At 70.4% G+C, this 19,603-nt stretch carries 13 protein-coding genes, 1 tRNA gene and 1 pseudogene; 6 read left to right on the top strand and 9 right to left on the bottom strand.

The window, feature by feature from the left end; translation table 11 throughout:
• Positions 1 to 397: 397 nt before the first annotated feature.
• On the bottom strand, positions 398 to 838 hold the full coding sequence (locus ACZ52C_RS34190) for a peptidoglycan-binding domain-containing protein (RefSeq protein ID WP_469078416.1): 441 nt from the start codon (positions 836 to 838) through the stop codon (positions 398 to 400).
• 563 nt (positions 839 to 1,401) lie between these two features.
• Between ACZ52C_RS34190 and ACZ52C_RS34185 the strand changes: the two genes are divergently transcribed.
• Both ACZ52C_RS34185 and ACZ52C_RS34180 read left to right on the top strand, forming a co-directional pair.
• Positions 1,402 to 2,235 (top strand): hypothetical protein, encoded by an 834-nt coding sequence (locus tag ACZ52C_RS34185; RefSeq protein WP_469078415.1) that lies wholly within the window; start codon positions 1,402 to 1,404, stop codon positions 2,233 to 2,235.
• Between the two features lie 819 nt (positions 2,236 to 3,054).
• On the top strand, positions 3,055 to 3,498 hold the full coding sequence (locus ACZ52C_RS34180; RefSeq protein WP_469078414.1) for a TraR/DksA family transcriptional regulator: 444 nt from the start codon (positions 3,055 to 3,057) through the stop codon (positions 3,496 to 3,498).
• A gap of 85 nt (positions 3,499 to 3,583) precedes the next feature.
• Here the strand turns inward: ACZ52C_RS34180 and ACZ52C_RS34175 are convergent, their stop codons facing one another.
• The 7 genes from ACZ52C_RS34175 to ACZ52C_RS34145 all read right to left on the bottom strand — a co-directional run bounded on the left by ACZ52C_RS34175 (position 3,584) and on the right by ACZ52C_RS34145 (position 11,905).
• Complete coding sequence (locus ACZ52C_RS34175; protein ID WP_469078413.1) at positions 3,584 to 4,531, bottom strand: ATP-dependent DNA ligase; 948 nt, start codon at positions 4,529 to 4,531, stop codon at positions 3,584 to 3,586.
• A gap of 214 nt (positions 4,532 to 4,745) precedes the next feature.
• A tRNA-Trp gene (locus ACZ52C_RS34170) sits at positions 4,746 to 4,822 on the bottom strand.
• Positions 4,823 to 5,239: 417 nt separating this feature from the next.
• Positions 5,240 to 5,569 (bottom strand): PadR family transcriptional regulator, encoded by a 330-nt coding sequence (locus ACZ52C_RS34165; protein ID WP_469078412.1) that lies wholly within the window; start codon positions 5,567 to 5,569, stop codon positions 5,240 to 5,242.
• Between the two features lie 283 nt (positions 5,570 to 5,852).
• Positions 5,853 to 7,475 carry a solute symporter family protein gene (locus ACZ52C_RS34160; RefSeq protein ID WP_469078411.1) on the bottom strand — a complete coding sequence of 541 codons (1,623 nt, stop codon included), beginning with the start codon at positions 7,473 to 7,475 and terminating at the stop codon, positions 5,853 to 5,855.
• A complete protein-coding gene (locus ACZ52C_RS34155; RefSeq protein ID WP_469078410.1) occupies positions 7,472 to 8,188 on the bottom strand; it encodes a DUF485 domain-containing protein in 717 nt (238 codons plus the stop codon). The genes ACZ52C_RS34160 and ACZ52C_RS34155 overlap by 4 nt, the downstream gene beginning before the upstream one ends.
• A gap of 532 nt (positions 8,189 to 8,720) precedes the next feature.
• Positions 8,721 to 9,824 (bottom strand): DNA polymerase III subunit beta family protein, encoded by a 1,104-nt coding sequence (locus ACZ52C_RS34150; protein WP_469078409.1) that lies wholly within the window; start codon positions 9,822 to 9,824, stop codon positions 8,721 to 8,723.
• A 74-nt stretch (positions 9,825 to 9,898) separates the two neighbouring features.
• Entirely contained in the window at positions 9,899 to 11,905 is a 2,007-nt protein-coding gene (locus ACZ52C_RS34145; RefSeq protein ID WP_469078408.1) for a serine/threonine-protein kinase, read from the bottom strand.
• 896 nt (positions 11,906 to 12,801) lie between these two features.
• Here ACZ52C_RS34145 and ACZ52C_RS34140 point away from each other — a divergent pair.
• Positions 12,802 to 15,729, top strand: coding sequence for a glycosyl hydrolase 115 family protein (locus tag ACZ52C_RS34140; RefSeq protein ID WP_469078407.1), 2,928 nt, complete (start codon positions 12,802 to 12,804; stop codon positions 15,727 to 15,729).
• A gap of 296 nt (positions 15,730 to 16,025) precedes the next feature.
• Positions 16,026 to 16,964, top strand: coding sequence for an NADP-dependent oxidoreductase (locus ACZ52C_RS34135; protein ID WP_469078406.1), 939 nt, complete (start codon positions 16,026 to 16,028; stop codon positions 16,962 to 16,964).
• Positions 16,965 to 16,979: 15 nt separating this feature from the next.
• Here the strand turns inward: ACZ52C_RS34135 and ACZ52C_RS34130 are convergent.
• A pseudogene (locus tag ACZ52C_RS34130) lies at positions 16,980 to 17,801 on the bottom strand (IS5 family transposase).
• 221 nt (positions 17,802 to 18,022) lie between these two features.
• Here ACZ52C_RS34130 and ACZ52C_RS34125 point away from each other — a divergent pair.
• Together ACZ52C_RS34125 and ACZ52C_RS34120 are read left to right on the top strand one after the other, a co-directional pair.
• Positions 18,023 to 18,265, top strand: coding sequence for a hypothetical protein (locus ACZ52C_RS34125; RefSeq protein WP_469078405.1), 243 nt, complete (start codon positions 18,023 to 18,025; stop codon positions 18,263 to 18,265).
• 184 nt (positions 18,266 to 18,449) lie between these two features.
• The gene (locus tag ACZ52C_RS34120) at positions 18,450 to 19,283 is read left to right on the top strand and encodes a PIG-L family deacetylase (protein ID WP_469078404.1); all 834 of its coding nucleotides are present in this window, start codon (positions 18,450 to 18,452) and stop codon (positions 19,281 to 19,283) included.
• The last annotated feature ends 320 nt before the right edge of the window (positions 19,284 to 19,603 follow it).

Below are 19,603 nucleotides of genomic sequence, written 5' to 3'. Positions count from 1 at the left end.
CAGGCGGCCGCCGGGGACGCTGGTATCGCTGGTAAGCCAAGCAGCAGCATGCTGGTGGGCTCCGGATCAACCCGGAGCCCACCAGCATGTCCCGGCCCGTGGCACCGGTCCACTCGTACTTCGGCGGCCGACCGTGAACGGCCCTCACCGGCCACGAACGCCCTTCCGCCCACCGCCGGACGGGCAGAAGAGGCGCCGTGACCGTCGCGCGCGGAGTCCACTCCGCGGGAAGACCTGTCCTCCCCAAGGCGAAAGGCAGGGCGAACAGACCACCCACTGGGGCCGCCCGTTCGCCCGCTCTCGCCGATTACTCCGTCGACGTGGAGATCACGAAGTGAGGAGTGAGGAGTACTTGATGGTCGCGGTACGAATCACCGTCGTACGCCGCGACGAGTGGTCAGGAGCACCAGCCGTCGGTGAGGTGGGAGAACGCCTTCCAGGCGGCCCTGGTCTTGGGGCCCGCGTCGCCGTCGATGCCGCCGGTGTCGTAGCCGAGGTAGACGAGGAAGCGCTGGAGGCCGCGGATGGTGTTGGGGCCGACGTCTCCGTCGACGGTTCCGGCGTTGTATCCACGGTCGTTGAGGAAGAGCTGCCAGGCCTTCCAGCTGTTGGTGCCGAGCTGACCGTCGATGGCGCCCGGGTTGTACTTGCCGACGGGAGCGGCGTCGCGGACGTAACACTGAACGCTCTGGGCCTCCCAGGTGGTGAGGCCCAGGTTGTTCACGGCCAGAATGGCGGCGGTCTGGGTGGGAACCTTCTGCGCGGGAGCGGCGGCGGCCGTGGTGGCACCAGCGAGGGTGCCGATGCCGAGGGCGGCTGCGGTGAGAGTACCTAACACCGCTTTCGCGAGTGTTCTCGAAACCATGAGTGTTTCCCCCTTGTACAGGAGTGACTCGGTCGGCGCCGACACTACCGCCGGGATATTGGGAACCGGCGGCGCCGGTTGTGAGGGTTTCGACAGGCCCTGGTCAGACGCGCCGACGTGCTGAACATCGCGCATGACTGGCCGTCAGTGGACGCGGCCAGGCGAGGCGCTGTCGATTCCAGCCCCCACCCATCATGGTCGACGCCTCGGCATGCGGCCGCCGTTTGGTCATCCCGGAACGATCACCCCGGGCAACCGAAACCGACCGAATCGGGCGGATGAGCCGCACTCACCGACGCGATCGAGATATGGACACCGCCGTCACCCGGCTTCGTGCCGAGGCTCCGAAGCCCGCGACAAGGACGTCGCCAGCTTCGCCCCGTCCTCCCGACACCACGTCGCTCCCTCACCCCCTCACCCCCTCACCCCGTCACCCCGTCACCCCGTCACCACTTCAACATGCTTGGCCCGGGCGGTGGATGGGTTGCGGGGGGCCGTGGCCGGCGGGGCCACACCGTTCGCTACCATCCCTGCGCATGACAATGCGGGGGTGGCGTCTGGGGGTCGTGGCGGTACTGGCGGCGGTCTGTGTCTCCGCTCCAGGACAGCCGGCGGTCGTCCGTTCTGCGTCGGACCTCGGCCCCCTGCCGGCCGACCGATACAACTACACCCCCCAGGACCACCAACGATCGCAGCGGGCATCGGCGTTGCTGATCCGGCAGTGCATGGCGGAGCACGGCCACCCGGACTTCCCGCTCGACCCCCGCTACCCCAGCGATCCCTTCATCGCCACCGCGGTCAGCACCGACTACGGAGTCCTGGACCTCACCGCCGCCCGCAGCTGGGGCTACGGCTGGGACCCGGCGCAATCCCACGCTCTGCTGCCGAAGGGCCGCCGTATGACCAACGCCGAGTACGCAGACCTCCCCGCCTGCAGCGCGCAGTCGAACCGACGGCTGATGCGGGGCATCGACGTCAAACGGGACTGGCTCTACGCAGAGACCCGGGCGATCGAGGTCGACAAGACCGTCAAGCGCGACCCGCGCCTGCGTGCGGCGTGGCAGGTGTGGTCCCGCTGTGTGGCAGCACAAGGATTCACCCGCTACCCCGACCCGGTGGCCGCGTACACCGACTCCGCCTGGCAGCGGGGCAGCGACGGCAACACCCGACACACGCACCGGGAACGGGCCACCGCCACCGCCGACGTCATCTGCAAGCGCCGCCATCACACGGCCGAACTCTGGCACACCGTCCGGGCACGGAAACAGGCCGCGGACATCACCAGACACCATGACCGCTATACGGCCGGGCTCCATGCGCTGCAGACATACCGGGCCACCGTCACAGAAGTCCTGCGGAAACTGGGGTAGACCGTCTTCGGAGGTCCGTGGGCCGACGAGGCCCCGGCCCATCACTGCGATTCACGTCGGAGCCGATGCCACCCGAGAGATCGAGCCGGGCGGTGAGCGTTCGGCCGACCTGCTGACGTTCCTCGCCGTGTTCGAGGCTCTGGAATCCGTCACCGCGCCCTGGCAGGACCCCGGTTGCCCACGGAGCAGCGGCCGGGCCGGTGCCGTGAGGGCACCCATACGGTCCCGGTGGGCAGCGGCGCCGTCGGCCGTCGCAGGGGTGCTCGACCCCGCAGGGCTGCACAGGCGGGCGGGCCGATCTCGGCGAGCGCATCGGCCCGCTCGCCGATGTGAAGGGTGGCGGTGCCGGCCGTCAGGCTCTCCAGCACAGCCACCATCGACGCCGTCGGCGGTCCCAACCGCGGCTCAGCGCCACCCTTGGCAGTTCACGCGACTCCACGTGACGGCCTGTGAAGCCGATCGGCCGGGCGGGCACGATGACGGGCGGCGGCCACCGGGACGGGCCAGGGACGGTGGTGCTCGACCATGCCCGTGCTGGGCCCGTTGCACGTGCTCGGCGGACGTCGATGTGGCCGCCGAGCCCGCTGTCAGCCATCGTCCTGCCCCTTGCCCCCGGGCAGACGCCACGGCTGCCGTGCTCCGGCCGCCGCCGGTGCGGGCCACGATGGAACCCGTGTTCCCACGCGTGGGCCTGCTGGCGTCACGACAGCGGTCGCCGGTCGCCGGTCGCCCCAGGACCGAGATCACCTGGCCAAGCCCTCGGGGCATCACGAGCTCGTAGACGGGGAATCCTGAGCCGCGTTTCGGCGTTCTCGCAGCATGGGTGATGCATCCCGCGACGACCCCGACGTTCCCGGGCCGTCCGCCTTCCCCGCCGCCCGCGCGCGCCTCATGGCCGCCCGCGTCGAGACCCTCGCCCGGGCGGCCGCGCTGAGCCGCGACTTCGACGGGATCGTCGCGGCGAACGCCCTGATCGCGGTCGACGACGAGCACGACCCCGAAGGAGGCACCACCGCTTTCGAGCGGGCCCACGTGGCCGCCCTCATGGCGCGAGCACGCGAGGACCTGGAGGAACTGGACCGGGCGCTGGAACGACTCGACCGAGGGCAGTACGGACGGTGCGAGGGCTGCGGCATGCCGATTCCGCCGGAGCGCCTGGAGATCCGTCCGGCGACGACCACATGTGTCCGCTGTGCCGGATCCCACGCGCACCGGCCGTCGCGCACCGGTCACCCGGTACGGCGTCCGCCTCGCACCCCATGAGGGAACGAACGAAGAACCGAGTAACGATTACCGGGTACCGAATACCGGATCCGGACTCGACCTTCAGTCACTGCTCGACCTTCAGTCACTGTTCGTCGTCGACCAGATCCGGAGAGAGGTCGCCCCGCACCCGTTGAACGCGTGGCCGATATCCGTACCGGCCGGACTCCTTCCCCGGCCGGTCGACCTCGATCTCCACCACCACCTCGGCCCTGACCGGCCAGAAGCGCACCACGTCCGCGCCGGGTAGCCCGCACGCCGCGCCCGGCAGCTCGCGCATCTCCTCGCCCGACGCGTGCAGCAGTGGCGCCACGGCCGGACGCAGATGCGGAGCGAGCGGGAGACTCACGCCTACGGCTCGCATCCGGCCGCCCCGGGAACGCCCCAGGACGAGGGCTTGTGTCGCCGGACTCGTGCCGGTGACCCCGATCACCACCGCCTCGGTGGTGTGACGCTCGCGCCACTTCACCCAGCCCGAGGCAAGGCCGGCGGCGTACGGCGCAAGGGTCCGCTTGCCCACCAGGCCCTCCACCCCCGCGAGCGCGCCGACCCACTCGAGGGCCTGCCCGGCGTCCTCGGTGGCCGGCACGGGGCGCAGCGTGGCGGGGCCGGCGTCGAGGAGGCGCAGCAGCTCGACGCGCCGCTCGGCGTAAGGGCGCCGCCGCCAGTCGGTGTCGCCGACGGCGAGGACATCGAAGAAGGCGGCATGGACCGTGAAGTCGGCGTCGCGCCGCGGGCCACGGCGACCGGCCCGGCTCTGCAGCCGGTCGAAGGCCACGCCGGAGCCGTCGTCGAGGACCGCGACGAGCTCACCGTCCAGGACGGCGTCCGGGAGTGCGGCGGCAGCGGCAGCGACGTCGGAGAACGCGCGGGACAGGTCGGTACCGTGGCGGCTCCACACCCGCCGTGTCGCGGTGTGGATCTGGCATCTCCAGCCGTCCCACTTGGGCTCCAGACTCCAGCCCTGCGCCTCGGGTACGGCAGTGACTGCGCGAGCCCGAGCAAGGGGTTGGGGCAGAACGAAGGGCGGCACCGGTACCTCCTGCGAGACCCCCAGCCTAGATCGGTGCCCCTTCGCGCGCGCTCCGAGCACGGCCGGCATGCGATCTGCCGCCACCCCGCCCGAGCGGGTGCGAGAACCGTGAAGGGTGGCGCGGGGGACGACGAGGTCGGTCTGCGTTCAGCAGCGCGTAGGCGGCGCAGTTTCGGCGGGTCCGGCGTGGTGTCGCCGGGAGACGCGTCGTACGTGGCAGGGGCGGCAGGAGTCGAACCTGCGGCATCCGGCTTTGGAGGCCGGCGCTCTGGCCATCTGAGCTACACCCCTTTGGTGCGTGACAGCCTGCCACGGGCAGAGGGTCCAGCGCCAAGAGGTTTTCTGACGTTCCGTCTCCAGGAGGACTCGACGTCACTCACTCACCGAAGGCAATCCGAAGAGCTCAGTAGTGATCAGCGCGTGCTTGGAGTGCTTGGAGGATCTGTCGTACCTGCTCATGCCACTGGTCCGCGTCGGCGCGGTCCACCCAGCCGGTCGCCATTTCTGATCCGTCCTGGAGGATCCGGTGCAGTGCGAGTCTCGCCGACGTGCAAAGGGAGGCCGGCAGTCTGGGCAGCGGCTCGCTGGGACCGACGTCGGGGTTGATTCCGATGGGGCTGTCCGGAAGGGTGCTGGCGCGGAGAGCGCCGGCGGCAACGGCGGCGGGGTGCCGCCTGTTCGGTCGGGGCGCCGGCCGGCGCCGGGCCCTCATGACACTCCCCCGTCGGCGATCGGGCGGGCGGCCCACCCCGGCAGGGGCTGCTTGCGGGCGCGGTAGACACGCGCCAGGGCCTCCCTCGCGTGTTCGGCACCGTCCTGGGTGATGCGGTAGAAGCGGCGGCGCGGACGGCCGGCTTCCTCGTGTACGGCGGGGTCTTCCCAGGTGCTGTCCACCCAGCCGACTTGTTCCAGGCGGGCAAGGATCGGATAGATCGTGCCCGACGGCAGCCCCGCCAGCTCGCACAGCTCAAGGCCGTAGCGCTCCTTGGCGGGGTCTTCCAGCAAGGCCCGCAGCACCAGTTGGGTCTGCAGAGTCATTCGCGGACTACCCATACTCGTACTCTACATAGCCTGTATACAGGCTGTCTAGAGTTAGTGGCGTCTCGTGAACCTCCAAGGGCCCAATGGCGCAGAGCAGTTGGCATGTCAGGGTTGTGGCGACTCCGGTGGCGCCCCTTCGCGACAAGGGCCGAAGATGCCCCCCGTGCGCGTGCCCCGCCGCCCTGGCCCGGACGGCCAGCCGGCGTCGCGGGCGTGCGGGCGTGCGGGCGTGCGGGCGAGCGGGCGAGCGGGGCCGGTCGACGCGGTCTGCTTGCGGGGCTCAGCCGCCGCCGCGGCCGGAGGCTGATCCGGTGAGAACGCGGATCTCCATCTCCGAGTAGTCCGCTCCCCCTCCGTGTCGTCGGCGGTCGAGTACCGAGCCGGCCCAGGCGAGCAGGAAACCCACGGGGATGGAGAGGAGACCGGGGTTGCGCAAGGGGAACACCGCGAAGTCGGCATCAGGCAGCAGGGCGGTCGAGTTGCCCGAGACCGCCGGGGACAGCGCTGTCAGCACTACGGCGACGAGCAGGCCGCCGTACATGCTCCAGACCGCTCCTCTCGTCGTGAAACCCTTCCACCACAGGTTGCAGAGCAGTGCCGGCAGGATCGCGGATGCCGCGATGGCGAAGGCGAGACTGACCAGGAAGGCGATGTTGAGATGCTGGGCGAGCATCGACAACGCGATCGCCGCCACGCCGATCAGGCCGACGCCCCACCGCGCCACGGTGAGTTCGCTCTTCTCGGACGCGTTGCCCCGCATGATCGTCGCACCGTAGACGTCGTGGGCCAGGGCCGCCGCCGCGGTGAGGGTGAGCGCGGCGACGACGGCCACGATCGTGACGAACGCGACGCAGGCGACCACGGTGAGCAGGACCGGCCCGCCCAGGCGCTCGGCCAGCAGGAGCACGGCGGTGTTGCCGGAGGCGGCGTCACCCGCGATGGCCCGCGAGCCGATCAGTGCGGCGGAGCCCAGGCCCGTCACCACCTCGAACAGGGTGAAGACGATGACCAGGCAGGCTGCCCACCCGGCCGACCTACGGGCTCTGCGCCCGCTGGAAACCGTCCCGATACGCATCAGTACGTGCGGCAGGGCCGCCGCTCCCAGCACGAACGCCAGTTGCAGGCTGAGCGAGTCCATCTTGCTGGTGCGGTCGTGGAAGCGGATGCCGGGTTCCAGGAAGGCGTCACCGAAGCCGCTTTGACGGACGGCGGCGTCCAGCAGGCGCGCCGGGCTCCACCCGAACTCCGACATGACCGCCAGAACGACGAACAGGCCGGCGCCGAGCAGGGCTACGGCTTTCACACCCTGGACCAGGGTCGCGGCGCGCATGCCGCCGATCACGACGTAGAGCACCATCAGAAGGCCGAGGCCGGCCACGACGATCCGCTGGGCGCCGTCTCCGTCGATGCCCAGGACCGTGGCCGCGAGCGCTCCGGCGCCGACGAGCTGAGCGGTCAGGTACAGCAGACATACGACCACGCTCGTGACGCCGGCCGCCAGGTGCGCCGGGCGCGCGTGCAACCGTAGGGCGAGGGAGTCGCCGATGGTGAAGCGTGAGGTGCTGTGGTACGGCTCGGCGACCAGCAGCACCAGGACGGACCAGGCGACCATGGGTGCCAGCACATAGGCGATCCCGTCGTAACCGGTGAGCGCGATCAGACCGGGATTGCCCAGCATGCCTGCCGCGGACATGTAACTGCCGAAGATGGCCAGCCCGTTGACGGCCGACGGCAGCCGCCGCTGACCGAGGTAGAAGCCGCTCAGCTCGTCCTTCTCGGGGAGGATCGACCCGATCGACAGGAGCAGCGTACAGACGACACAGAGGCCGAAGACCGCGAGTAGCGGAAAGGCGCCACCGGAATCGGAAAGTGCGGAAACGGAGAGCGCGAGGACGGGGTTCACGGGCGGCTCTCCAGGTGCGGGAAGGACGCGCGGTGACGCTGGACGAGGGGCTCCAGACGCCTTCGCGCAAACCGTGCGTACCACAGGACCGCCCAGCCGGTGAACACCACTTGCGCCAGGACCAGGCCGAGCCCGATGTTGAGGGGGCCCGCCCAGGCGACCGCCATGACACCTGGTGCCTCATTGGCCAGGACGACGCCTGACATCTGGGCGACGACGACCGCGGCGGCGACCTGAGCCGGGCGACGGCGTGCGGCACGCAGTTCACGCAGCGCGATGGTCTGCCGGGGGCCGGGGTACGACTGCGGGCCCGGGTGCGGGGACGAGGACGGCGACGGCGACGGCGACGGCGACGGCGACGGCGAAGACGAGCGGGGCGTCGCGGAGGAGGCCGTGACCGGTTCTTCCCAGGCCGACCACGCGGGAGGCTCGGCATCGGCGGGGCGGCCGTCGTCCAGGGCCAGGTGCCGGGCCATGTCGAGGGCCCAGTTTCTTCGTCTGGCCCGCACGTCGTACTCGGAGGCGTCGGCTCCGAGCGTGGACTGCCGGTAGAGCTGCGTCAGTTCGGCCGGCCGACCGGCGGCCGCCTGGGCGCGGAAGACGGCCTGCCACAACTCGGCGGCGGAGTAGTGCTGTTCGTGGTCGAGAGCACTGAGATAGAGCGCGGCAGCCGCAGGAGGGTCTTGATCGGAAAAGAGATCGCGGGAATCCATCTGTCGTCCTCGGCAGGAAGTGATACGGATGGGGGGAGCGCGTCGGACGAAGGCTTGTGGCCATACGGCTCCTCCCGGCTCGCAACCGAGGAACCGAGGAACCGACGTCAACGACGAAGACACTCGGCAGGGATGGACACCGAACCGGACCGGGCGTGCCCCGAAACCGTGTACACGGTTCGCCGGCCGAGCCGTCCCGGGCCCCACCGCCGTCCTCGCTTCATCGGCCCCTACCGTCCCGCAGTGATCATTGGGCCGACAAGTCGGGAACGGCAACGATGTGAGGTACTTGCGTGCATTGCGTTCACCCACGTCCGTCCTCGTCGCGGGCCGGTCGGCAGCAACAGGAGGGGAAGCGTCTGCGCCGGCGGCGTGCAACCCCCGGGGTGCCGCTCTTGGTGGCCCGTGCCGGGAGGGGATCCGCAGGTGCAGGAGTTGTTCTGCAGAGGTGACACGCGCCCGCCCCCAGCAGGTGCCCGCTGGGGGTGGAAGCTGTCGGAAGCTGGTCCTGCTCCTCTTCCTCCTCCTCGTCCTAGCCCTCCAAGCGGACCGGCATCAGAAGCGAGAAGGCGTGCTCGTCGTCGGGTCGGCGGATCGCGAGCGGTGCCGTGGGCGCGCCCACCTCCAGGATCAGTTCGTCCCGTGCTCCGGCGGTGAGCGCGTGCAGCAGGAACTCGCGGTTGACGGCCACGTTGTTCTGGTCGTCGTCCCCGTCGGCACCGTCGTCGCCGTCGTCGCAGACGATCACGGACCCGTCCTCCGCCACCCGGAGCACGCTCAGGTCGTACGGCTCGCCGTCCTGCTCACGTGTCTCACCCTCCCGGACCGGGCCGGTCTCCAGGGCCTGGCGGAAGGCCGCCGTCCCGACGTGGGCCCGTCGTCCGGCCGGGAGGTGGACGAGGCGACGGTAGTCGGGGAACTCACCACCGAGGCTCTGCCCGGCCGCCTGTCGGTCCCCGGCCTCGATCGTCACGCGGTCGCCGTCCACGATGAGCCCGGCGGGCTCATCGCCGGTCAGCAGGGCCCGCATCGCGTCGACGAGCGGAAGTGGCACGACCACCTGCGTTCGAGGCCCGCCGTGCCCGGTCGTACGTGCCCCCGCGACCGCCATGCGGTAGCGATCGGTGGCCACGAGACGCAACAGTTCATCCTCGATGTCGAACAGGATCCCGCCGAGCATCGGCAGCTCCGGGTCGGTGCCGGCGGCGAAACGGACCGCGTCCAACGCGGCGGCCAACTCCGGTGCGGGCACGGAGAACCGGGCGGTGGCGGTGTGAAGCGAGGTCATGGGGGCTGTCTCCCTGTGGTCGAGTAGGGCTCGGAGCGTGGAGAACTCGCTGCGGGCATCGGACAGCCCCAGCTCGAGACGGCGCAGGTGCGCCTGAAGAAGACCACGCACCAGTTCCATGTCCGCGCCGCCCCAGCCGGCCAGGACGAGCCGGATGTCGGCCAGCGGCATGCCCGCCCGACGCAACCGGGCCAGCAGCCGGGCCTCTTCGAGCTGCTCGGGTTCGTACCAGCGATAACCGCTCACCGGGTCCACCCAGGCCGGGACCAGCACTCCGGCACGGTCGTAGAACCGCAGGGCGCTCACCCCGAGCCCGCTGTCCCGGGACATCTCTCCAATGCTGTGCATCTCGCTCTCCACACCCGGGACTCTGGTGCCTCGACCATGTCGAGGGTCAACCTGGGCCCCTCCCCCTCTCTCGATCAGGCGGGACAGTCGCCGAGCGTGGTGGCCGTGCCCCAACGGATCATGAGATAGCCCGACCCACCGATCTCCGCCACGGCGTAGCGCGTGTACGGCCAGCCGGAGCCCGCGTTCTGCCGCTGTTTCACCAGGGCACGGCACGCCTCCCCCGCGGCCATGTCGGCCCAGGTCTCGACCTCCCCCTGGTTCCACATCAGGTAGTCCGACCACACGTACATGGCCGAGTTCGCAGGGTCGAAGCCCACCTTGATCTCGTCGTGGCCGAGGACCTGAGTGGTGCCGAGCGTCGGGCGCATCTCGTTGCTCCGCTCGATGACCTTCTTGGCGGCACGGTCCGCGACCCGGATCTCGTCGCCGTCGGTACTGGGAACCATCGCCGCCCCGAGGCCGTTCTCGTCCGGCTCCCAAGCCGGCTCCGGCTCCGCTTCGGTGCCGCGGGGCTGCGCTGTGCCGTCCTCGGCCGCCGACCGACACCCTTCGTCGGCGACGAAGTCCTCCTGCCATGTCACCTGCGGGTCGCGGCCCGCCTCCTCGCGCACCGTGACGTAGGTGCGATACGGCAGGCCCGGGTGGACGTTGAGGACCGCATCGCGCAACGCGAGACACATCGCTCTGGCGATCTCTGTCTCCGCGATCAGCGTTCCGTGGGCGTCGGTTTCCAGGCTGTACGAGAAATAGACCTCACGGCGTGCCTCATGGAACGTCACGCTCCCCGGCGAGAGCCGGAGGTCGCTCATCTCCCCGGACAGAACGCTCTGGTCATGCAGGACGGACCGGGCCACGTCGTGTTCGGCCTGCCCCTGGGCCGTACGGGCTTCCGCCCAGCTCACGGCGCTCGCCGCGCCGTCGCTCACGGTTGTGCCCCGCTCCGCCGCCGTGCCCCCCTCGTCGGTGTTCACGGCCCGCGGCCCAGGCCCGGCGGGCGCGGAGGATGAGGTCGATGCCTCGCGCTTCCCGCCGACGGTGGTGTCAGGCATCAGAGCCGTCACTCCGCCGACCAGGCCGCCGATCACCGCCGCCGCCACGAGCACGGCCCCCACCCGGTGCTTCGCCGATCGGCCCGGCGGCGCCTGCCATGCCGGGTCGTCCCCGGCCGGTACGTCCCAGAGTTGGGCGACCATGTCACCGGCCTGGGTCGGCAGCGCGTGGACGCCCACGATCTGGGTGGCCTGGGAGGCCAGCAACGCCCCGCACAGCTGGGCCACTTCGGCGGCCGCCGGACGGGCCCCCGGTTCCTTCGCCAGCGCCTTCTCCAGGATCCCGCGCAGGGACGGGGCGACGCCGTCCAGGTCCGGTCCCTCCGACATCACGCGGAAGGCGACCACGTCGGGCGTGCCGGCGCCGAAGGGCAGCCGTCCGGTCGCCGCGTAGGCCACGAGCGCTCCCCACGCGAACAAGTCGCCCGCCGGGCCCGCGGTGCCCTGCCGGTACTGTTCGGGGCTGATCCAGCCCGGCGTCCCGGTCATGACGCCGGTACGGGTGACACTGGTGCCGTCGAAGGCGTGAGCGATACCGAAGTCCAGAATGCGGGGGCCGGCGGGCGTGAGAATGACGTTCTGAGGTTTCACGTCGCGATGCACCACGCCTGCGGCATGGATGGCGGCCAGTGCCTGCGCGGTGGCCGCCGCGAAAGCGTGCGAGCTTCCTTCGGCGAGCGGACCATGCTCGCGCACCTGCTGGTCCAGGGTCGGGCCGGGGACGTAGGCGGTGGCCAGCCATGGGGTCGGCGCATCGGTGTCGGCGGCGAGCAACGGAATCAGATACGGGCCGGTGACACGGGAGGACAGTGCCACCTCACGTGCGAAACGGGCCCTGAACTCCGGCTCCTGCGCCTGCTCGGAATGGATCACCTTGACCGCCACGCGTGTTCCGTCCGAGGTGACTCCGGCGTGGACCGTGCCCATGCCGCCCGCGCCGAGACGTCCGACGATGCGGTAGGGGCCTATACGGGAGGGATCGCCGGGACGCGCCGGTTGGACTCTTGCGCCGGAGCCGATTGCGCTCACGCGTACTTCCTTGCGCTGAGGGGCGGCCTGGAACAGGCCGACGGGGAGTGACGGATCGACAGAGTGGCGTGTCCGCCGAAAGACCGACGGTCGATGGGTGGACGAGGTGTCGAGTGGGCGCAACCTGCAGCTCCGCAAGCCCGCAGTCGTAGCCGTAGCCGTAGGCGCGTCAGCACCGGCCACCTCGCGCGCACCCGCTTCAGCAGCCGCTGTCGCTGTCTCAGCCGCTGCCGCTGCCGCTGTCCCTTCGGACTCTCCGCAGGGCCCGAGGGGGCACCTCCGATGTCGCCATTCATCGCATCATCGTCCCCGATCCCCTCCCCCGCTGTGGCCTGAACAGCGCGAATAAACGGGTCCGTTGAGGCAGATCGCTCCTCGGCGGCGGTCTCCTGGCGGGTCTCGGCATGGACAGCAAGCCGGCCGGCTGCCCCGTCAGGGGCCCGCCCGCGCCGAGGTGTACGCCGGTGGGCTCGCCGCCGCCTCCAAGCGGGCCCGAGCCGCCGCGCGCCGACCACGCGAGTTCGAAGAAGTGCCGTGCGGCACGCCCGAGTTCGGCGACATGCGGTCCGCGCCCCCGTCTCCCGTGCGCGGCGTACGACGGCGGCCGTGCGACGACGGTCCCCCGTGTCTGGACGCGTCCGCATGCCTGACCTAGGGTACGCAGTAAGCGCTTTCTGGCCTGGTCATGCCAACCCGTGACCAGGCCGTGCCCCACGCCCAGGCCCCGCGCCGACAGCACCGCTCCCCCGCCTCCGCCAGCGAGTCATGCGTCAGCCCTGCCCGACGGCCCGGACGTGGCATCGGTGCGGTCCGACGCGGAAAGGCAGCGCCCCGTGCCGCACGACGAACCACAGAGCCCGTCGCCCGCGTGGACCCGTAAGTCGTTCCTCCGGGGAATGGCGGCCGTCGGTGTGGCCCCGCTGCTCCCCGGGGTGCTGCCCTCGCCGGCCCGGGCCGCCTCGTCGGACGGTGCCGGAGGCTTCCCGCTGCTGCGGGACGGCGTGGTCGTCGACCTGTTCGTCGACCCGGCCGACGATCCCGCCGTGGCCCGCGCGGCCGGGGATCTCCAGGCGGACATGGAGCGGGTCGGCGGGGTGCGTCCGCGACTGCTGCGCGCCCTGCCCCAGGAGGCCTCGCTCCTCGTCCTGGTGGGCACCATCGGCGCGAGCCCGGCCATCGACCGGCTCATCGCGGACCGGCGGCTGGACGTCTCCCGGGTGAAGGGCCGCTGGGAGGCGTCCGTGACGCAGGTCGTGGACCGCCCACTGCCCGGCGTGGCACGCGCCCTCGTGATCGCCGGCAGCGACAGGCGCGGCACCGTCTACGGCGTGTACGACACCTCGGAGCGCATCGGGGTGTCGCCGTGGCACTGGTGGGCCGACGTTCCGGTCGAACGCCGCGACACGGTGACGGTCCCGTCGGGCACGCGGAAGCGGTACGAGCCGTCCGTGCGCTACCGGGGCATCTTCATCAACGACGAACAGAACCTCACCACCTGGTCCCACCGGACGCAGGAGCCGGACAAGAACATCGGCCCGGAGACCTACCGGCGCGTCTTCGAGCTGCTCCTCCGCCTCAAGGCCAACTACCTGTGGCCCGCCATGCATCCGTACTCCGACTTCTTCAACAAACACCGCGCCAACCCCGAACTGGCCGACCACTACGGCATCGTCGTCGGATCCAGCCACCCCGAGGCCATGCTGCGCAACGGCGTCCACGAGTGGGACCCCTGGGCCAGGGAACACCCGGCCGCCGACGGCAGCCTGCCGGTGTACGACTACACGGTGAACCCCGCCGTCATCTCCGACTACTGGCGGGCGAGAGCGCGGCAGAACGCCGGCTACGAGAGCAGCTGGACCCTGGGGATGCGCGGTCTGCACGACAGCGCGCTGGAGACCAAGCACGCCACCACCCTCGCGGAGAAGGTCGTGGTGATGAACGACATCATCGCGGACCAGCGTCGCCTCCTGGCCGAGGAGGTGGGCGCCGCGGCCGAACCGCAGATCTTCATCCCGTACAAGGAGGTCCTGGACCTGTACAACGCGGGTGTCCAGGTGCCCGACGACGTCACACTGATCTGGCCGGACGACAACCACGGCAACATGCGCCAACTGCCCGACGAGGCGGAGCGGCGGCGATCGGGCGGCAACGGCATCTACTACCACCTCTCCTACTGGGGCCGCCCCAAGAGCTATCTCTGGCTGGACACCACTCAACTAGCCAAGATCTGGCAGGAGTTGCGTCGAGTGTACGAGCACGGCGCCGACCGTATGTGGATCTTCAACGTGGGAGACATCAAGTCCATCGAGACCGGGCTGTCCTTCTGCATGGACATGGCCTGGGACGTGGACCGGTGGGGCGCCGGTGATGTGGAGGATTTCCTCGTCGAATGGGCCGGGCGGCAGTTCGGACGCCGCCACGGCACGGAGATCGCCGCGATCCGCACCGAGTACTACCGTCTCGCGGCCGAGCTGCGCCCGGAGTTCGTCGCCCGCGGTCTGCTCTCCGTGGTCCACCACGGCGACGAGGCGGGCCGCCGGATGGCCGCGTACGACCGTCTCCTGCAGCGGGTCCGCGCGCTCGGCGCCAAGCTGCCGGAAGCCTACCGGGACGCCTTCTACGAACTCGTCGAATACCCGGTCCACGGCGCCTACTTGATGAATCTGAAGTTCTACTGGGCGGAGCGCAACGCACTCGCGGTCCGCCAGGGACGCGGGGCCGGCGCGAACCGTTTCGCGGACCTGTCCGACGCTGCCCACGCCGAGGAGGCCGCGCTCACCCGGCGCTACAACACCGAGGTTGCCGGCGGAAAATGGAACGGGATCGTCAACCCGTACCCCACGGAGATCCCCAAGGCGCCGGGCCGTCCGAGCGTCACCAGGGTCGCCCGGCAGGAGACTTCGGGCCTGGGCGTAGCGGCCGAGGGCAACGAGACCGGCACCGCGCGGCCGCTGTCCTTCTCCTCCTACACCCGTGACCGGCGCTTCGTCGACGTGTTCAACACCGGCTTCCTCCCCCTGGACTGGGCCGCCGAGACGAGCCACCCCTGGGTACGGCTGAGCACCTCCGGCGGCACGATGACCGAGCAGACCCGGGTGTCGGTGGAGATCGACTGGGAGCGGGTGCCCGAGGGCGCACACGACGCCACGGTCACCGTCACCGGTGCGGGGAACAGCTTCGACGTGCCTCTGCGGGTGCTGAACGACGGAAGGCGGGCGCGCAAGCGGGCGCGCGGCTTTGTCGAGGCCCACGGGTACGTCTCGATCGACGCCGCGCACCACGACCATCGAGTGGCGCGCGGCGGGGCGCGTTGGCGGACGGTACGCGGGCTCGGCCGCCGTACGGCCGCCATGGAGACGACGCCTTCGACGGCGGCGCCGATCACCGAGGAAATCACCACGCGAGCACCGGAGTTGCGCTACCGGGTCCGTTTCGCGGGCACAGGGGACTTCCGGGTCACCGTCTTCCGGCTGCCCTCCCTCGACGAACGCGGGCGCCGCCGGGTCGCCCTCGCCCTCGACGACCAGCCGGTCACCGTCCTGACGGGACAGGCCGTCGCCACCGGCAACCGCGGTGACGCCTGGGCCCGCAACGTCGAGGACGGCATCGAGAAACTGACCACCACCGTCACTGTCACCGAACCCGGCGAACACGTCCTGCGGCTCTTCATGGTCGACCCCGCGATCGCCGTGGACCAGATCGTCATCGACACCGGCGGGCTGCCCGTCACCTACCTCGCGCCGCCGGAGAGTTACCACCGCTCCTTCAACCCCGATCCCGTGCCGGAGGACGCCCTGGGGCTGCCGGGCACAGCGGGCCGCTAGGCCGTCTCTTTCGGATCTTGCCGGTTGAGCCCGCGTCGTCTGGTGCCGCGCCTCGCCAGGCGGAGAGGCTCCCGATGACCGGACGTACTGGGGGGGGGTCTCGACAACGCAGGGGGCACCTCCCAGCGGTAGCTGGGGGGAGGTGCGGTGCCGGGGCGGCGCGGGTCAGGCAAGATCCGGAAGAGACGCCCTAGTCGGTCGAGTCCGAGGTCCTGGGCGCTGGCGGCCCAGGACCACCGGAGTCCGGAGGCCGGAATCCGTTCGTGTTACTGACCGGCGTGTAGAAAATGATCAACATGACGACGACACGAGTGATCACGCAGCAGGCCATCGGCGGCTCCGACGTACTGGAACTCGCCGAGATCCCCCTTCCCTCGCCGGGGCCCGGTGAAGTCCTGGTCCGGGTACGGGCCACCGGCATGAACCCCGCGGACTGGAAGGTCCGCATAGGCAAGGTGGACTTCTTCGGGCCGCCGCCGTACGTACTCGGCCACGAGTTCAGCGGCACGGTCGAGGCCGTGGGTGAGGGGGCGACCCGCTTCGCGGTGGGGGAGGACGTGTACGGCTGGACCGTCCCGCCGCACGGCAGTCATGCCGACCACGTGGTGGTGACGGAGGACCGCATCGCACCGGGGCCTCGCACCCTGGACCACATCGGTGCCGCCGCGCTGCCGATCTCGGGCCTCACGGCCTACCAGGCCCTCGTCACCCTCGCCGACGTACAGCCGGGCCAGCGGGTCCTGATCCACGGCGCGGCCGGCGGCGTCGGCCACCTCGCCGTACAACTGGCCAAGGCCCGGGGCGCGTACGTCATCGGCACCGCCCGCGCCGCCAAGCACGACTACGTGCGCGGACTGGGCGCCGACGAGCTCGTCGACTACAAGGTGGAGGACTTCTCCACCCTGCGCGACATCGACGCCGTGCTCGACACCATCAGCAACGACTACGGACCGCGCTCCCTGCCCACCCTCAAGCCGGGCGGCATCCTCGTCGACGTGGTCGGCGTGGGCGTCGACCGGACCGAGGTGACGGCGCGCGCCGCCGAACTCGGCGTACGGTTCGTCGAGTTCTTCCTCGAACCCACCCCGCGGGTGCTGGCCGCCTTCGCCGAGCTCGTCGACGCCCACGGGATACGCCCCACGATCGCCGAGACCCTCCCGCTGACGCAGGCCGCGAAGGCCCACGACCTCAGCGAGACGGGCCGGGTCCAGGGCAAGATCGTCCTCGTTCCCTAGGGCGTTTTCTTTGGATCATCTCGCTGACCAGATGAAGATGGCGGCGAGGTGGAGTCCGGCGAGGTAGATGGTGGCGGTCTTGTCGTATCGGGTGGCCAGGCCGCGCCACTGCTTGAGTTTGTTGATGCACCGCTCGACGGTGTTCCGCTGTTTGTAGGCCTCTCGGTCGAACGCTGGCGGCCTGCCTCCGCGACGGCCCAGCCGCCGACGGTTCGCGGCCTGGTCCGCGGGCTGCGGGATCACTGCCCTGATCCCGCGCCGCCGCAGATGCCCTCGGATCGCGGCCGACGGCCGCTGCCAGCCGCTCGCCTTCGTCATCACGCCGGGTCAGGCTGGTGACGCTCCCGCATTCGATCAGGTCATGGCCCGGATCCGGGTGCCCCGGCCGGCAGGCAGACCTCGCACGGCATCGGCAGCTGTCCTCGCGGACAAGGCGTATTCGTCCCGGGCCGCCGCGGGAGCGTCCGAGGGCATGGTCGGCGGGCTCGCCGGCCGGGGCCCCTCTTGACGGGCCCCGGCAGCGTGCTGATGTGCGCGCACGATCGTGGAATCGACCGCGACGACCCAGTCCAGGTCGCCCTCCGCGTCGGCCCGCGCGAGAAGGGCGGTGAAGACCTTCGCCCAGGTGCCGTCGGCCGCCCAGATCCGCAGGCGATTGTGAACGCCCTTCCATGACCCGAAGTGCTCTGGGAGGTCCATCCACGGCGTGCCGGTGCGGTACTTGAACGCGATCGCGTCGATCACCTGCCGGTGATCCCTCCACCGCCCACCCCGCCGGGGTGCCCGGTCCGGCAGCAACGGCTCGATCCGCGCCCACTGGGCATCAGCCAACGACACACATCAACCAACGATCCGATGATCCGAAAGAGACGGCCTAGCCGGCGCCGGGCGGTAGGTGTGCAACGCATTGCCGTCCCTCACGGTGGACGCCGCGACAGCCCATGGCCAGCCGGGGCGTCCCCGTACACCGCCACGAACGTCGTGCGTGACGCCGTCCCTGACGGGCGGGCGGTGGTCCGGTTCAGCTTCCCGGACGTGCCTGCGAGCACCCGGAACTGGTGTTGGTGATCACGCCGGACGACACCGACGTCTGCGACGTGGACCCCGGTTACCCGGTGACGGTCACGGTGACCGCCGACCTGCGCGGCATGATCGAGGTGTGGCGCGGTGTCGTCACCTGGTCGGAGGCTCTGCGGGTGGGCGCGGTCAAGGTGGAGGGCCCGGAACCACTGCGCCGGGCGGTGCCGGGGTGGTTCGCGCTGTCGGTGTTCGCCGCGTGCTTCTTGCGAGCGGACCGATAGGTCGAAAGGGCCCAGCGCCAGCCGGGCCCTCGTCCTCGCCCACCTCTTTCGACGATGCGGCGGTCTCCTTTTACCTCCCCATGGCGAGAAAGCGTTCGAAACGAGCGGCCGTGCTGGGAACAGCCGGTCCGGTCGGCATGGTTACGCAAGCAGACCCAGACGCTTTTCGCAGGAGGACTTGTTCATGGCTGACCGGCCGCTGACGCTCATGGCAGTGCACGCCCACCCCGACGACGAGGCCACCGGAACCGGAGGGGTCCTCGCGCGGTACGCGGCGGAGGGCATCCGGACGGTTCTCGTGACGTGTACCGACGGCGGTTGCGGCGACGGACCGGGAGGAGTCAAGCCGGGCGACCCCGGGCACGATCCCTCGGCTGTCGTCACGATGCGCCGTCAAGAACTCCGGGCGAGCTGTGACGTCCTGAAGATCAGCGATCTGGAGATGTTGGACTACGCCGACTCCGGCATGGCGGGCTGGCCGAGCAACGACGCCCCCGACTCCTTCTGGCAGACACCCGTGCAGGAAGGCGCGGCCCGACTCGCGGAACTCATGCGGCACTACCGACCTGATGTGGTCGTCACCTATGACGAGAACGGCTTCTACGGCCACCCCGACCACATCCAGGCCCACCGCATCACGATGGCGGCGCTGGAGATGACCGCGTTGACACCGAAGGTGTACTGGACCACGGCGCCCCGCTCGATGATGCAGCGGTTCGGCGAGGTCATGCGCGAGTTCCACGAGGACATGCCGGAGCCGGACCCCGCCGAGGCCGCCGCGCTGGCCGAGATCGGCCTCCCCGACGACGAGATCACCACGTGGGTGGACACCACCGCGTTCAGCGGTCAGAAGTTCGACGCGTTGGCCGCGCACGCCAGTCAGGGCGAGAACATCTTCTTCCTCAAGATGGGCAAGGAGAGATTCGGCGAGCTGATGGGCATGGAGACCTTCGTACGCGTCCAGGACCCCACCGGCGCGGCCGTACCCGAGAACGACCTCTTCGCCGGACTGCGCTGATCACCCGGAACCTTCTCGGCGCGGGTACCGCCCGGCAGCCCGCTTCCTGGCCTCCGCCAGTGGCGTCGGCGGGCGAACCGACGCCACGGACGCGACCCATGGTGATCTTGAAACGTCCCTCAGCTGTAGTCGGTGGGCCATGACACCATGGACAGGGGCTGGGACCGGGACGGTACACGGCTTCTGGACCCGCAAGTTGCTGGTAGACGCGGGTGTGGATCCGGACGATCTGCGGCTGGACGTATCCGAACACGTGGACCGAGGGGTCGCGCTCGCCATGGGCGGGTTCGGCTCCACGCGCCCCGAGCTGGTCGAGGGCG

The organism is Streptomyces sp. NPDC034049 (genome assembly GCF_055575575.1).
Note: the sequence above shows the minus strand (reverse complement) of the source record. Positions and strands in the feature narration are given on the sequence as shown.